A 15,865-nucleotide genomic window follows, 5' to 3' on the forward strand; every position below is an offset into this window, starting at 1 on the left:
ATTATTTATTTTTTATAAATTTCTGTTTCAATATTTTTCAATGCGTTTTTATCATCATAGGACAAGTCCATATAAATCATGTTTTCCTGCATTTCATTTAACCATTTTTCAGCCTCTTTCTTATTATCCATTGCGCTGTTTAATCTAATTAAATTAAAGTATACCATTTCTGCAATCTTTGCATTGAAATCTGACTTCTTATCCTTATAATCTATTTTTTGCAATGTACTTATCCAAATATCAATTCCTTTCTGCATACCTGAAATTGCAGCTGTACTCATTTCCGGATTTTGCGGATTAAGCTTATTCAAATTTGTAGTAATGTATATGTTAGCTTTTTCTAAGTCATCGTATTTTCCGTTTTTATTTTTAACACTTAACAGTGTTACCGATTTATTTAATGACTGATATCCGAAGTTTTCGTTTAGGTATTTATTTACAGTAGCAATTACTTCATTTAAAAAATTCTTTTCTGTAAGCGGCTTATTTATATTATTACTAGGGGATGAAGAAACCATTTTATATTCTTGATAAAAAGTAGTATTCGCCTTTTCTAGACCATTTACTTTCACAATCAGTTTTGTTGGTTGATTTGCATAAGTTTGCCCATTATTATCTTGAAAATTAATCTTCTGTATATCTAAAAAAACATCTAGGTAATTTCCTTCTCGTGAAAATCCATTGATATTAATTTGAGTAGCTAAAACATTATTATTAACAATGATATAATCATTAAGATTAGGCTCACGGTAGATTGGTTTGGAAGGCGGATAATACTGTGGTTTTGTTGGCGTTACCAGTTTTGGATTTTTACCTTGGTCTGTCATAGTTAGTCTTTCTAACATAGACAATTTTTTAAATTCAGTAGATTCTAGTTCATACTTAGCGTTGGCTGCCGCTACTTCGGCATCATGATCTTTTAATTTCTGTTGGTATTCCGCCTCACTCTTTGCAAGAGTTTTATCAAAATTTTTCAATTCTTCCTGAAAATCTGATTTTGATTTTGAAATAATATCATCAGAAGTAAGATTATAGGGTGATGTTACTGCGACTTTAAATTTTCTGTTAGCTTCTTCTACTTTTACTTTCGGTTCTTTTAAAACCTGAAAAGAAACCTGTTCCCCATTAATACTTTGAGCAAAACCACTATTGAACAAAAATAACGTAATAACACTAGCAATCAAAAAACTAACTCTCATCTTCTAAATTTTTAATTATTTGTAAATCTAAATATTTTTAAAACAGCACTTCGTTAAAATATCATTATAAAGTATTCTGTGAACATACGAAATTTAAACATTCACATAATTTCAACACGCACCAATTATTTTAAGTTTGCACCTTGTAAATGAATATTTTTTGTATTAAAATTCATAAATTAACAGGGACAAACTTAATTAATAGTTATGAATTTTAGCATCACTAAATTTGGTGATTTTTTAACAAATTTGTCAGATAAATATTATTTCAAACAAATTCAACATTAAAAAACTTGACTGAATTTATAAAATCTGCATTTACACATATAATCTTCTTAAATATTAAACTATTAAAAAGTCATCTTAAATGACATTTTAATAGCTTAACAACACTAACCTACTTATTGTATTTTGGTTAGAAAATGAAAGATGTTTTCTGAGTGTATTTCTGTAAGAATATATTTTATATTTTTACAGTTAAGTTTATAAGCAAACGTATTATGAAATTCTTGAAAGCCTATTGGATGCTTATTGTTGCTGTTATTATCTTGATTGTTACAGTTTACTATTGTTGTATGTCTTCAAACTAATTTGGACTTTTCCTAAAGGAGTGTTTGTTTAATTATTTCAAAGATAAACTTAATTTTTGATTGGTTTTGTTTTTAAAGTTTTGGTATTCATTTCTACGGGTTTCATAGGCTTGTTTTTTGAGTTTTTTTCGTTCTTTTAAGATAGCTTCCCCACGTCCAAAATAGACGTCTGCCGGGGTTAAGTTGTTTAATGATTCATGGTATCGCTCATTGTTGTATCGGTATACAAACTTTTCCAAAGCCCTTTCCAATTCTTCGGGAGCAAAGTAATTATCGAGTTTTACGACGTTTTTCATAGTCCTGTGATAACGTTCAATTTTGCCCTGTGTTTGCGGATGATTGGGTCTGCCGTGAACCTGCTGCATCTGGTAATTGTCTTTCAGATAGGTTTCCAATTCCGAAGCGATATAACACGAACCGTTATCAGATAACAACCTCGGCTTTGGCTTGGTAATCAGTTTAGCCTTTACAATAGCCCTATCTACTGTTCTTTTGACATCTTCGGCTTTCATAGTAGAACAAAGCTCCCAATGTACAATATAACGGCTGTAATCATCCAAAACCGTACTGAGGTAATACCAACCCCATCCCAGGATTTTAAAGTACGTAAAGTCTGTTTGCCACATCTGATGCACAAAGCCTGTCTTGTCGGCAAATTCATCGGCTGCATTTAGAAAAATATGGGCTGGAGCCGTAATTAAACCTCTTGCTTTTAAAATTCGGTACACACTTGATTCGGAGATGAATATTTGTTGTTCATCCGTGATTTTATAAGCCAATTCCCTTGAAGACAACTCTGGGTTATCCAAAGCAATATCCACTACCAGATTCTTCTGCTCTTCGGGAATACTGTTTCATTGCCTGTTCGATGTTCGTTGTTAGGCATTAATCCCTCAACTCCGTGCTTGCTATAGGCATGATACCAGTTGTAAAAGGTGCTTTTGTTGAGTCCAATCTCCCGAAGCGTCCTGTTAACACCAATCTCGGAACGCACCACCATGTGGATGATTTCCTGTTTTTCGGATACGGTAAGTCGCATATATTTCTTGAATTTGTCCGCTATTCCAAAATGTCCAATGTTTTTTTTACGATGTCATAGCGCAAGACCAAATCCGCAACAATTTCCTTTAAACGTTGGTTTTCACGGCGAAGTTCCGTTACTTCATCACTGGTCGCTTCTCTTGTAATGTCGCCTGATAAACGTTTCTTAACAGCTTCCAAGAACTCTTTGTTCCATTTGTAAAACTGAGACTCCTGAATGGAATATTTTCGACATAATTCGGCTACGGACATTTCAGCTCGCAAGGCTTCCATGACAATCTGAATCTTCTGTTCGGAAGTAAATACTCTTCGGGTCTTCCTGCGAATCTCTTTGATGTAGTTTTCAGCTGTTTGTTTCTTTGGTGTTTTCATACTTGTTTCAAATTTAAAGGTTTTGAAAACACTCTCTTAGTTTTTGTCTAAATCAGTCCACTTTTTGCTGACGATTTACAAATTTTAAAAAATTAACATTTCATTTAAAATAAATTATACCAAATGGTATAATTTTAATACTGAAAATGTTGATTATGAGCAAGTCAGAACGTACCCGTCAATATATAATTGAAAAAACAGCTCCCATATTTAATACTAAAGGATATGAAGGAACTTCATTAAATGATATAACTCAGGCAACAGGTTTGACAAAAGGTGGCATATATGGCAATTTTAAAAATAAAGATGAAATTGCTATTGCCGTTTTTGAATACAACTTTGAAAGGCTACTGATTATGCTAAACAGTGAAATCAGTAAAAAGAAAACCTACAGAGAAAAACTTTTATGCTTTCCCGAACTGTATTTAGGTTTTTTGGGGGAAAAATTTCCGGTAGGCGGATGTCCGATTATGAACACTGCCATAGAGGCTGATGACACTCACGATAAATTAAAAAAAGTTGCTAAGAATGCGCTACTAAAATGGATCGATAGTTTTGTTTATTTAATCAATAAAGGCAAAGAAAATGGAGAATTTAAAGCTGAAATTAATCCTGAAGACAAAGCATTAATAATAATTTCACTAATTGAAGGAGCTATTATGATTACTAAAGTAACTGGAAAAACAAAATATTTAAAATCATTAATGACTAGTTTAAAAGTACATATCAAAGATTTCTAATTCTAGTAAACAAATCTTCGATTTAATGTAATTTTTAGACTGATATATGTAATCTAATAATAATTGCAGCAATGCATTTCAAGGAACATCAAAAAAACAAAAATATGAAGTTACACTGTAAGAAACAAAGACAGTAAAATTTCAGCATTACTAATCTAAAATCATATAATATGGAAACAAATTTTGACATCGTAGTTATTGGTTCAGGACCAGGTGGTTATGTGGCAGCTATAAGAGCCTCTCAATTAGGGTACAAAACCGCACTAATTGAAAAATACAGCGTTCTTGGCGGAACATGTACCAACGTTGGATGCATTCCAACTAAAGCACTTCTTGACAGTTCTGAGCATTTTTACGATGCTCAAACAAAATTTAAAAGCCATGGCATTGAATCCGATAATCTCAAATTAAATTTCACCGAATTCATCAATCGAAAAAATAATGTAGTTGAACAAAACACAGCGGGTATAAATTACCTAATGAATAAAAACAAAATTGAGGTAATTGAAGGAACAGCCTCTTTTCTTAACAACAAAGAAATAGTAGTCAGAAAAAAAGGATCAGAAGATAAAAAAATTACGGCCTCCTATTTTATTGTTGCTACAGGCTCTAAACCAGCTTCCTTACCAAATGTGATCATTGACAAAAAAAGGGTTATTTCATCAACAGAAGCCCTTTCGTTGCAGGAACAACCAAAAAATATGACAATCATTGGCGGCGGTGTCATTGGTGTTGAAATGGCATCTATATATGCAAGAATTGGCACCAAAGTAACCATTATTGAATATGCCGATAGCCTAATCCCAACAATGGATAAAGATTTAGGCAAAGAATTAAAAAAGATTCTAACCAAAAAAGGTGTTGATATTTTATTAAGCCATAATGTGCAATCGGTAGTTAACAACGGAGAAAACACAACAATAAAGTTTACTGATAAGAACAATACTACTTCTGAAATTACTACTGATTACTGTTTAGTTGCTGTAGGAAGAAAACCATATACTGAGGGACTAGGTTTAGAAAATACGACGGTCAAACTGGATGAAAAAGGAAGAATTATTACCAACAATAAACTTCAAACAAACCAAGAAAATATCTATGCAATAGGTGATGTAGTTTCAGGTCCAATGCTAGCCCATAAAGCGGAAGAAGAAGGGGTTTTTGCTATTGAAACTATAAACGGACAAAAACCACATATGAATTACAATTTAATTCCTGGTGTTGTTTATACTTGGCCGGAAGTTGCATCTGTTGGGTATACTGAGGACGAATTAAAACGTGATAACAAACCTTATCGAATTGGAAAATTTCCTTTCTCAGCAAGTGGAAGAGCCAGAGCCGCTATGGAAAGTGAAGGCTTTGTAAAAGTAATTTCCGATCCTAAATATGGTGAAATACTAGGAATTCATATTATCGGCCCAAGAGCCGCCGATCTAATTGCTCAAGGTGTCATTGGAATGGAATATGAAGTAACCGATGAAGACATGTTCCGCATTTCTTATGCCCATCCTACTTACTCAGAAGCTTTAAAAGAAGCATGTTTAATGGCCTCAGGACAAGGGGCTCTAAATATTTAAATCATAAATAATTTAAAAAAAATAAAAAAGCAGACAGTACCATCAATTTCTAAAAAGAGTTTTTAAAACAATACTATAAGTTTTAAAAACTGTACACATTATAGGTAAAATTCATATCTATAAGAGAAACAAATAGTATCATTACTAATGCAAAGTAAACTCTATTCTAATACAAGTAACAAAATAGAATTTATTTTTCTATAATATCGACTAGCTATTTAGACAACGTATTCAAAAAAATGAAGCATCGAACTGAAGCATATAGTAAAAAATGTTGTCAAGGCATACTTCTAAAAATTGAATAACAGAAGTTTTCTATATATCGTAAATTAATTTTGAAATTTATGATATATCGTAAATTAATTTTGAAATTTATGATATATCGTAAATTAAATTTATTAGAAATCGTTTAACCCGCCCATTATAGCCACTTTTCATTTTGGCATAAGAATTGGAATCTACCTCAAGCTTAAAATACTGTATTTAATGCAAATATTACTTCTTATAAAAACTTAAAAATTAATTTAGTTATGAAGACAAAATCATTAAAAACAACTAGCCTCATTTTGACAACAATTACAAATACTGAAACATTAAATGATGTAAATGCTGATACAGCACCAAACCAGTATGTTGAAGTAAACGGTGATCAGATTGCCTATCGCTCTTTTGGAAAAGGGAGCCCAATTGTTTTGGCTAATCGTATGAGAGGAACATTAGATACTTGGGATCCATTATTTCTAAATGAAATGGCAAAATCACATACAGTAATTACCTTTGATTATCCCGGAACTGGTTATTCAACAGGAACTCTTCCAAATGATATGAGCATCGTAGCCGATTATGTCAAAAAATTCACAGCAGCATTAAAAATCGAAAAATTTGCAATGTTGGGATGGTCTTGGGGAGGTTTCGTGACACAAACTACTCTTCTTGAATATCCTGACAATGTTACTCATGGATTTCTAGTAGGAACAGCTCCTCCGGGAATTAAAGATGCCATGCCTATTGAACAAATTTGGGTTGACCGAGCCATAAAACCAGTAAATGATTTAGAAGATGAAGAGATTTTGTTTTTCGAGCCGGCTTCAGAGTTCAGTAAAAAAATGGCACGATTGTCTCGTGAAAGAATTTATGCAAGAGGAGATGTTGATTCAAAAATCCCTTCTACGATGGACATATTTGAGTTATTCTTTGAAGGTCATAATAAATTTAAAGAAGATTTGAACCGAAGAGAACAGCTAACCAAAACTAAAACTCCTCTTCTAATTATTTGTGGTGACCACGATCCTAGTGTTCCGGCCGAACACTGGTATGCATTATCCGGAAAGTTCGAGAATGCCCAAATAGTGGTTTATCCAAAATCCGGACACGGACCGCAACATCAGTATCCGGAACTTTCAGCCAATTATATTAAAGATTTCATCAAGTTCACAAGTAAATGATATAATCTGGGCAATCATAACAAAAGGCAAGTGTTTACAGGCATTTGTCTTTTGTTTGCTTAACAGTCATCGGTTAAAATTATGTTAAAGTGATAATTTTATTTTGTACCAATCGGTACAATATTATAAATTTGTCCCATAATTAATAAGCAAATGGCTGGAAGACCTAAAATATTCGACGAACAGGAAGTAATCGCAAAAGCATCAAATATCTTTTGGGAAAAAGGATATGAAGCTGCTTCTTCCGAAGAACTTTTGAAAGCCATGGGAATTGGAAAAGGCAGTTTTTACTTATTTTTCAAAGGTGGAAAAAAAGAACTTTATGAAAAATCATTAAAACAGTATGCTAACAACTTGCTTTCAAGCATACGAAAAGATATCTCTGAAAGTGATAATCCAATTGAATATTTAAAAAAATTCTTTTTTCAATTAGCCGACACAACCAATATACACAAAGCGAAAGGCTGCTTTATGGGTAACGCTTTGGTTGAAATGGCAACAAAAGACGAATATACAAAACAACTTGTTGCTGGTTTGTTAAACGAACTTGAAATAATATTTATCAATACTGTTGAAAAAGCAAAAGAAGACAATCTTTTAATGACCAATAAAAGCTCCAAATTGATTGGATCCCATCTTCTCAATTTATGGAATGGTCTTAATGTTACAAGAAGAATGGATGCCGATGATGCATCCCTAGAGGCACTAATTAAATTTAATCTTGAAATATTAACCTGATTTTTTTTACCCTATTTTGTACCATTTGGTACATAATTAATTTTAAAACTTAATTTATGAAATACAAAATTTTTGGTCAGAAAACTGGACTTAGAGTATCGGAACTGGCATTAGGAACAGGAAACTTTGGAACCCGCTGGGGACATGGGGCTGATAAAGAAACCTCGATGAAAATTTTCAATAAATATATTGAAGCAGGTGGTAACTTTATTGATACTGCAGACGGATATCAAGCTGGAGAATCTGAAGAAATATTAGGTAATTTAATTGCAGAAAACAGACAGGAGATAATTCTTTCAACCAAATTCTCAACTGGAGGTTCATCGCTATTAACAACAGGTAATAGTAGAAAGAATATAATTCATTCTGCAGAGCAAAGCTTAAAGCGTCTAAAAACAGATTATTTAGATATCTATTGGGCCCATATTTCAGATGGACAAACACCAATTGAAGAAATAATGAGAGCTATGGATGATCTGGTAAGAGATGGCAAAATTTTATATACTGGATTTTCAAACTTTCCTGCGTGGAGAATTGCCAATGCAGCCTTACTGGCCGATTTAAGAGGTTGGGCACCAGTAGCAGGTATTCAAGTGGAATATAACCTAATCGAACGTGCCCCAGATAGAGAACTTTTACCAATGGCAGAAGCTTTAGGGCTTGGTGCAGCTTTCTGGTCTCCCCTAGCTGGCGGTACACTTACGGGAAAATACAGATCAAACCAACAAAATGAAGTTTCAAGACAACAAGCTTGGGGAGGAACTTTAGTTAAAGGTGAAACAGGTTCCAGAGAAACAGAAATATTGAATGCTCTGGAAAAAATTGCTAAAGAAAAAGATGCTAAAATGCTGAATATTGCATTGGCATGGGTAAGACAAAAACACTACAACAGTTCATTATCAACAGTTACCCTTTTAGGGCCAAGAAGTGAACAACAGCTTATTGATAACCTAAACTCTTTAAACATTTCACTTTCGTCTGAGGAGATCGAATTACTTAACAGAGTAAGTACTATCGATCTGGGCTATCCTCATACTATGATTTCTGAAAACCAAAAAAGCATATTTGGAGAAAGTACCGGAATCGTGGAAGTAAAAAATAAAGTACGATAACATGGAAAAGACAGAACTTATGGTTGAAATGGCTCTTAAGTCTTGGAAAATACAAGTAAAAAGAGCGGAACATCTCTTAAATTCTTTGACAAACAATGAACTGCTTAATGAGGTTGCACCCGGAAGAAACAGAGGCATTTACTTATTCGGTCATCTGGCGGCTTACCACGACTTACTTTCAGAAACTCTTGGTTCAGGCAAAAAAGATTTTCCTGAAATGCAATCCCGGTTTGTCGAAAATCCGGATGATAAAGAATCGGAATTATTAAGCATTATCGAACTTAAATCTTTTTGGAAAAAAGTGCATGAAAGACTTGAAAACGAATTCCAAACATTGACAACAGAAGATTGGTTTTCAAAACACGAAGCAGTAAGCCAAGAGGATTTTAAAAAAGAACCTCATCGAAATAAACTAAATGTGCTTTTAAACAGAACATCACATTTAACATACCATTTAGGACAACTAATGCTTCTTAAAAAATAAACATTCTAAATTTTATATTATGATTTTAATAACAGGCGCCACCGGCGGATTAGGTCAAGCAACCATTAAAGCACTGCTTAAATTAACACCATCAAACCAGATTGCAGCTTTAGCAAGAGACAAATCGAAAGCTAGTAACTTAATCGAAAAGGGAATTGATGTAAGAATCGGAGATTATGATTCCTATGAGAGTTTGGTCACTGCTTTTAAAGGGATCGATAAATTATTACTTATTTCTGCTCCTGCCCTTTCAGACTTGAGATTAAGCAGAGAAAGCAATGCAATAAAGGCAGCAAAAGAAGCTGGAGTAAAACATATCCTCTTTACAGGAATTCAAAACAGGAAAGATCAGAATTACATCATGCCAATGGTAACGGAAATCAGTCTTGAAATTGAAAAACAATTAAAAGAATCTGGATTACATTATACCATCTTAGAGAATTCAATTTATGCCGATTCTGTTGAAGTTTTTATAGGTTCTAAAGCAATTGAAAACGGTGTGATATTTCCAGCAGGAAATGGTAAAATAGCTTATGCTTCACGTGCAGATTTAGGAGAGGGAATTGCAAATCTTCTGGTTCAAGAAGGGCATGAAAATAAAAAATATACGCTTTCCAACAGTTCATCATGGTCTTTTTCTGATATCGCTGAAATATTAAGTGAAATCTCTGGAAAAGAAGTAAAATATAATAATACCAGCCGAAAAGATTTTATCGACTATCGAATGAATACAGATGGATTACCTGAATTTGTCGCTACTTTTTTAGCAGATTGGGGAGCAGCAACGGAAAATGGCGAATTTGAAGAAAACGACCCAATGCTTGAAGAATTATTAGGAAGAAAACCCATGACTTTAAACGAATTTTTAAAAACAACATTCTAAACAAAACAATCAATTTAAAAACAATGAAAACAATTATTAAAAAAATGATAGGTATTACTTTACTATCTATCATGAGCATTCAACTAAGTAATGCTCAAACTGCAGCAACTGCTAAAACACAATATGTCGAAATTAATGGAGACAAGATTGCTTACCGCTCTTTTGGGAAAGGAAGCCCAATCGTGTTGGCAAACAGAATGAGAGGTACCTTAGATACTTGGGATCCTTTATTTTTAGACGGATTAGCAAAAACCCACAGAGTAATTACTTTTGATTATCCCGGTATTGGTTATTCAACCGGAACTTTACCAACAGATATGAGTAAAGTAGCCAAATTTGTAAAAGATTTTACTGCAACAATTAAAGTACAAAAATTTGCCATGTTAGGTTGGTCTTGGGGCGGTTTTGTAACCCAAACCACACTTCTCGAATATCCAAATTCTGTGACTCATGCAGTTTTAGTGGGTACAGCGCCTCCGGGAATCAAAAACGATTTACCAATTCAACAAAAATGGGTTGAAAGAGCTTTAAAACCCGTAAACAATCTTGAAGACGAAGAAATTTTATTCTTTGAACCAGATTCTGAATTTAGTAGAAGAATGGCTAAAGAATCTCGAGACAGAATTTACGCCAGACCAGGTGTTGTCGATAAAATCGCTTCAACAATGGATATTTTCCAATTATTCCTAAAAGGACATGAGAAATTTAAAGAAGATATGAACCGAAGAGAAGAATTAACAAAAACCAACATCCCAATCTTAATCATATGTGGTGATAACGATACAAGTGTACCTGCTGAACACTGGTATAAATTATCAGGTAAATTCAAAAATGCCCAAATCTTAGTTTATCCGGAATCTGGCCATGGTCCACAGCATCAGTATCCTGAACTATCAGCACAATATATTGATCAGTTTATCAAGATCACAAAATAATTTCGCAAAAACGATATACCTCCTATAAGCAAGAATTTAATAAAGTAGCTTGGCTTCCATTCTATTTTTTCAAATCCCTTCTCAATCTAAAGTTGAAAAGGGATTTGTTATTGAATATTAGTAAGACTACACTTTCTTCTATTTTTTTTTTACAATCAGTAACACGAGACTTTTGAATTGTTTTTTGCAGAGAAAGATGAGATTTTGTGCTCTTTCGAAAGCCTCATATTTATTGGCTTTGTATGTCCTATCAAAATGGCCCACCGAAATGTGCATCTCCTTTTTCTAGATTTTCAATGCCTGTATTAACATCTTACAATATAATAAAATTCACTTGCTTTTCTGAATTAATGAACACAAAAAATGCTGAAGTTAAAGCATTTTTTATCCTATAATATGAGGTTCTACTTGTTCGTATTTTAAACCTAAGTATTCACAGAACTCTTCTACACTCACAAAGTTGTTTAAAGGCTTATTCAAGTCTTCTTTGATTTTTTGAAGTAATCTTGTACTTTGACGATAACTCTTTCCTATTAAAGCACTGTGTGTCCTAAGCGGCGGTCAATTACTTTATAATAAGGCAATAGAAGCTGCTAAGGAGAAAGGTTCTGAATATGTTTGGTTGGGTGTTTGGGAAGAAAATTCAAGAGCAATCCGGTTTTATGAAAAAAACGGTTTTGTCGCTTTTGATAAACACATTTTCAAACTCGGAAATGATGAGCAAACCGACATAATGATGAAACTGAAGTTGAATTAAAAACACTAGGATTAACAAATGCTTTATAATAACTAAACTGTTCCCAAAATCTAAGAATTGATTTTTAAAACCATTATGACCTTAATTACTGCCTTTTTGGGTTATGGAATGGCATGAAATTTTAGAGCTAATTGTATTTGTGCTTGCCGGGGTTTGACAGCGGGGGAAAGTTGATAATGGGAGGAGAAATATAGAAAATGACAGACGCTTTTGGGACTTCTTTTTTTGTAAGTAAAAGATTAAATCATTATATTCGTATATTATATACTAAATAAAAAAAAAAATTATGAATAAAGGAGTCATCAAATTCTTTAACGAAACAAAAGGATTTGGATTTATTAAAGAAGACGTTTCAAACAAAGAATACTTCGTGCATGTATCTGGTTTGGTAGATCAAGTTAAAGAAAATGATAACGTATCATTTGAACTGGAAGAAGGTCGTAAAGGTCTTATGGCGGTTAATGTGAGACAGGCTTAATATTGTTTTGTGCTTGCTAAGATTTAATTACCCACTCATTTAAAAACCATCAGAATAGTTTTGACATGGTTTAATATCAAAAATAAAGTTCAAAACATACTCGTTAATAATTCACAAAACATCTCAAAAGAGCGTACTTTTTTCACATAAATCAGCAATCTGTTTGCAAACCTCATTTCTTTCCCTTATTTTTAGGTACTGAATGAATTACAATGACAGAAATCGATTTAGAAGCTGAAAACAAGGCCATCGCCAAAGAATATAAAGAACTGCTACGCATCAGTTACCAGACGCTTTCCGAAGAAGACAAGAAACTCATCCGAAAAGCTTTTGATGTAGCCGTAGATGCGCACAAGGATCAACGCCGTAAATCCGGTGAAGCCTATATCTTTCACCCGATTGCTGTGGCTAAAATTGTGGCCTCCGAAATTGGTTTGGGCGCTACTTCCATCGCCGCGGCATTAATGCACGATGTTGTGGAAGACACCGATATTACCGTGGAAGACATCGAAAAGATGTTCAACTCGAAAATTGCCCGTATTGTGGACGGCCTGACCAAAATGGCCAAGGTTAAAACCGATCAGGAAATTTCAATGCAGGCGGAGAACTTCCGTAAAATGCTATTGACGCTGAATGACGATGTTCGGGTAATCCTCATAAAAATTGCCGATCGCCTTCACAACATGCAAACCATGGGAAGCATGGCGGATTACAAGCAGGCTAAAATTGCTTCGGAAACCCTTTATATTTATGCTCCTCTCGCCCACCGCCTAGGACTTTACAACATCAAAACCCAATTGGAGGATTTAGGTTTAAAATACACCGAACCGGATGTTTACAACGACATTGTAAGCAAGATGAAAGAAAGTAAAGAAGAACAGCAGGCATACATTAAATCGATATCCGAGGTCCTTCAGAAATCCTTAGACGAGGAAGGCATTGAATACACCATGAAAGGACGCCCAAAATCAGTATATTCCATTCGCAGGAAGATGTTGGCACAAGGGGTTACTTTTGACGAAGTATATGATAAATTCGCCTTACGCATCATTTACAAATCGGATGATCCTCATGACGAAAAGTTTCTGGCCTGGAAAATTTACTCGATAGTAACCGATCATTACCGTCCGAGTCCTAGCCGCTTACGCGATTGGATTTCTTCTCCGAAATCAACCGGATATGAAGCACTTCACATTACGGTTATGGGACCTAAAGGACGCTGGGTGGAAATTCAGGTGCGAAGTGAGCGCATGGATGAAATTGCCGAAAAAGGATATGCGGCACATTACAAATACAAGCAAGGTGCATCGGAAGAAAACAGTTTGGACGTTTGGTTGAATCAGCTGAAAGAAGCACTCGAAAATGCAGAAACCAATGCTGTGGATTTTGTTGAAGATTTCAAACTGAACCTTTACGCCAAAGAAATCTACGTATTTACACCAAAAGGGGAAATCAAATCGTTACCCAAAGGAGCTACTTCTTTAGATTTTGCTTTCAGTATCCACTCAGAAATCGGTGTAAAAACCAGAGGAACAAGGGTTAATGGTAAATTGGTTCCGTTGAATCACGTACTGAACAGTGGCGATCAGGTGGAAATTATCACATCACCCAATCAAAAACCTACGGCACACTGGCTGGATTATGTAACAACTTCGCGTGCCAAAAACAAAATCAAAAACGTACTCAACGAAAGCACCAAAAAGATTGCCGAAGACGGAAAAGAAATCCTTACCCGAAAATTGCGTCATTTAAAAATAACGCTCAACGAGCAAACCGTAAACGAACTGGTCAATTATTTCAGATTGCAAACCAGCCTTGATTTGTTCTATCGTGCGGGTATCGGAACCATTGACAACCAAAAACTTAAAGATTTCGCCGCACAAAAGAGCAATACGTTGGTTAATTTCTTCAAGAAAACCATCAAACGTTCGCCAAATGCACAACCGGAACACATTCATAAAGACGAAATCAGTAAAAACTACGATTTATTGGTTTTTGGTGCCGAACAGGATCGCTTGGATTATAAACTTTCGACTTGTTGCAACCCGATTCCAGGAGATGAAGTATTTGGATTCGTCACCATTAATGAAGGAATTAAAGTCCATCGTAAAGATTGTCCGAATGCAATCAGCATGCAATCGAATTTTGCATATCGCATTATTCAGGCCCGATGGATTGACTCTTCTCAACAGGAATTCAAAGCTACTTTAAAAATTACCGGAATGGATACTTTAGGTTTAACCAATGAATTGACCAAAGTGATTTCCAACCAAATGAACGTAAACATCCAAAGCATTTCACTTAGCGGAGAAGCCGGATTGTTTAACGGTCAGGTTACGGTTATTGTACCCAACAATATCATTCTTAAGAAGATGATGGATAACATCAAAAAAATTGACGGGGTTGACAAAGTGATAAGGGTTCACAACTAACCTTAAAGATCAATAGCTTCGTACGGATAAGCCAAAGCGTGATTATACTCTTTTAATTTAGTTCGCAATCGGTAAAAATTGGTTTCAACGGTACGAAGCGATACATTTAGTAAATCAGCTACTTCTTTGTGCGAAAGTTCGAAAGGAAGCATTCCTGCGTACAATTTTTCGGTTTTGGACAGGAATTCGAGCTTTTCTATATGATCTATCAAATCCGGATAGTCATTAAATAATACATTCTTAAATTCCATCCAGGTTCTTGCCCGGAAACCTTCTTTATCGAAGTGAAAAACAGGTATGTTTTCTTTCGGAAGGGAGATTGTTTCTAATTTAGGCTCCGCAGTAATTTTATTAAACAATGACAACCAATTGGTATAAACCGCCAAAGTAATAATAAGTAACGATACTAAAAGATTACTGGTTAGCGAGACAATATAAAGCCAATAAAACTGTTGTTTACTCGTAACCGAAAAAATCACCATTAAAAAATAAAGGATATCCTGAGCGTAATACACCAGAAACAAAAGGATAAAAACTTTACGGTAAATCCCATCGAAAAGTTCACTGCCTCCGGATAGTTCAATTTTTCGGATACCCAGGATGAAAAGCACCATTAGGATTATGTTGTAAACGATCTGCAAGAGTGCATTACTCACAATGTTTTTATTCTCCAAAACAAAAACAAGACTGTTTAAACTATTGTCCTTAATCAGTAAATGAATCGTATAAAAACCAACCGCGATCGCTACTACAACTACTACACTTCGCAAAAAAGCATTAGAACGATTTCTTTTATTGAACAGATACACTATTGCTAACGGTAAAAGCAACGCAAGATTTTCGCTAACGGCAGCGTAATGATCTAAATAATCAAAACGGTCCGTAGTATACGAATTTATAAACAGCCATATCCCGCTTAAAGAGAAATACAAGAAGGAAAACAGGGTTAAAAACCGCTCAAAACCTTTATGTCGATAGCTCTTAATCACGAAAAGTAAAAACCCGATCGCACTGAAAAAAAAGGTTAAATGGCTTAAAAACATAGGGTGTCGTAGTATTGCAGTAGTAGTTAATATCGATTA

12 protein-coding genes and 2 pseudogenes are annotated in these 15,865 nt (G+C 34.4%); 11 read left to right on the forward strand and 3 right to left on the reverse strand.

Annotation, left to right across the window (positions count from 1 at the left end; genetic code table 11):
* Positions 1-5: 5 nt before the first annotated feature.
* Together ABGT15_RS06910 and ABGT15_RS06915 are read right to left on the reverse strand one after the other, a co-directional pair.
* Positions 6-1,199, reverse strand: coding sequence for a hypothetical protein (locus ABGT15_RS06910; protein WP_367230703.1), 1,194 nt, complete (start codon positions 1,197-1,199; stop codon positions 6-8).
* A gap of 622 nt (positions 1,200-1,821) precedes the next feature.
* Positions 1,822-3,202 (reverse strand): annotated as a pseudogene (locus ABGT15_RS06915) (IS3 family transposase).
* 155 nt (positions 3,203-3,357) lie between these two features.
* Here ABGT15_RS06915 and ABGT15_RS06920 point away from each other — a divergent pair.
* The 11 genes and pseudogenes from ABGT15_RS06920 to ABGT15_RS06970 all read left to right on the forward strand — a co-directional run bounded on the left by ABGT15_RS06920 (position 3,358) and on the right by ABGT15_RS06970 (position 14,783).
* Positions 3,358-3,942 carry a TetR/AcrR family transcriptional regulator gene (locus ABGT15_RS06920; RefSeq protein ID WP_367230704.1) on the forward strand — a complete coding sequence of 195 codons (585 nt, stop codon included), beginning with the start codon at positions 3,358-3,360 and terminating at the stop codon, positions 3,940-3,942.
* 170 nt (positions 3,943-4,112) lie between these two features.
* On the forward strand, positions 4,113-5,519 hold the full coding sequence (gene lpdA, locus ABGT15_RS06925) for a dihydrolipoyl dehydrogenase (RefSeq protein WP_367230705.1): 1,407 nt from the start codon (positions 4,113-4,115) through the stop codon (positions 5,517-5,519).
* Positions 5,520-6,085: 566 nt separating this feature from the next.
* A complete protein-coding gene (locus ABGT15_RS06930; RefSeq protein ID WP_367230706.1) occupies positions 6,086-6,964 on the forward strand; it encodes an alpha/beta fold hydrolase in 879 nt (292 codons plus the stop codon).
* Positions 6,965-7,117: 153 nt separating this feature from the next.
* The gene (locus ABGT15_RS06935; protein WP_367230707.1) at positions 7,118-7,702 is read left to right on the forward strand and encodes a TetR/AcrR family transcriptional regulator; all 585 of its coding nucleotides are present in this window, start codon (positions 7,118-7,120) and stop codon (positions 7,700-7,702) included.
* 56 nt (positions 7,703-7,758) lie between these two features.
* A complete protein-coding gene (locus ABGT15_RS06940) occupies positions 7,759-8,814 on the forward strand; it encodes an aldo/keto reductase (protein ID WP_367230708.1) in 1,056 nt (351 codons plus the stop codon).
* A 1-nt stretch (position 8,815) separates the two neighbouring features.
* A complete protein-coding gene (locus ABGT15_RS06945; protein WP_367230709.1) occupies positions 8,816-9,298 on the forward strand; it encodes a DinB family protein in 483 nt (160 codons plus the stop codon).
* 19 nt (positions 9,299-9,317) lie between these two features.
* Positions 9,318-10,181, forward strand: coding sequence for an SDR family oxidoreductase (locus ABGT15_RS06950; protein ID WP_367230710.1), 864 nt, complete (start codon positions 9,318-9,320; stop codon positions 10,179-10,181).
* Between the two features lie 23 nt (positions 10,182-10,204).
* Positions 10,205-11,116 carry an alpha/beta fold hydrolase gene (locus ABGT15_RS06955; protein ID WP_367230711.1) on the forward strand — a complete coding sequence of 304 codons (912 nt, stop codon included), beginning with the start codon at positions 10,205-10,207 and terminating at the stop codon, positions 11,114-11,116.
* A gap of 559 nt (positions 11,117-11,675) precedes the next feature.
* Positions 11,676-11,873: pseudogene (locus ABGT15_RS06960) on the forward strand (GNAT family N-acetyltransferase); the annotation flags it as partial.
* 286 nt (positions 11,874-12,159) lie between these two features.
* The gene (locus tag ABGT15_RS06965) at positions 12,160-12,351 is read left to right on the forward strand and encodes a cold-shock protein (RefSeq protein ID WP_367230712.1); all 192 of its coding nucleotides are present in this window, start codon (positions 12,160-12,162) and stop codon (positions 12,349-12,351) included.
* A 212-nt stretch (positions 12,352-12,563) separates the two neighbouring features.
* Entirely contained in the window at positions 12,564-14,783 is a 2,220-nt protein-coding gene (locus tag ABGT15_RS06970; protein WP_367230713.1) for a RelA/SpoT family protein, read from the forward strand.
* Positions 14,784-14,785: 2 nt separating this feature from the next.
* Here the strand turns inward: ABGT15_RS06970 and ABGT15_RS06975 are convergent, their stop codons facing one another.
* Complete coding sequence (locus ABGT15_RS06975; protein ID WP_367230714.1) at positions 14,786-15,715, reverse strand: hypothetical protein; 930 nt, start codon at positions 15,713-15,715, stop codon at positions 14,786-14,788.
* Between the last annotated feature and the right edge of the window lie 150 nt (positions 15,716-15,865).

It is taken from the genome of Flavobacterium enshiense, from assembly GCF_040750275.1.
GTDB lineage: Bacteria > Bacteroidota > Bacteroidia > Flavobacteriales > Flavobacteriaceae > Flavobacterium > Flavobacterium enshiense_B.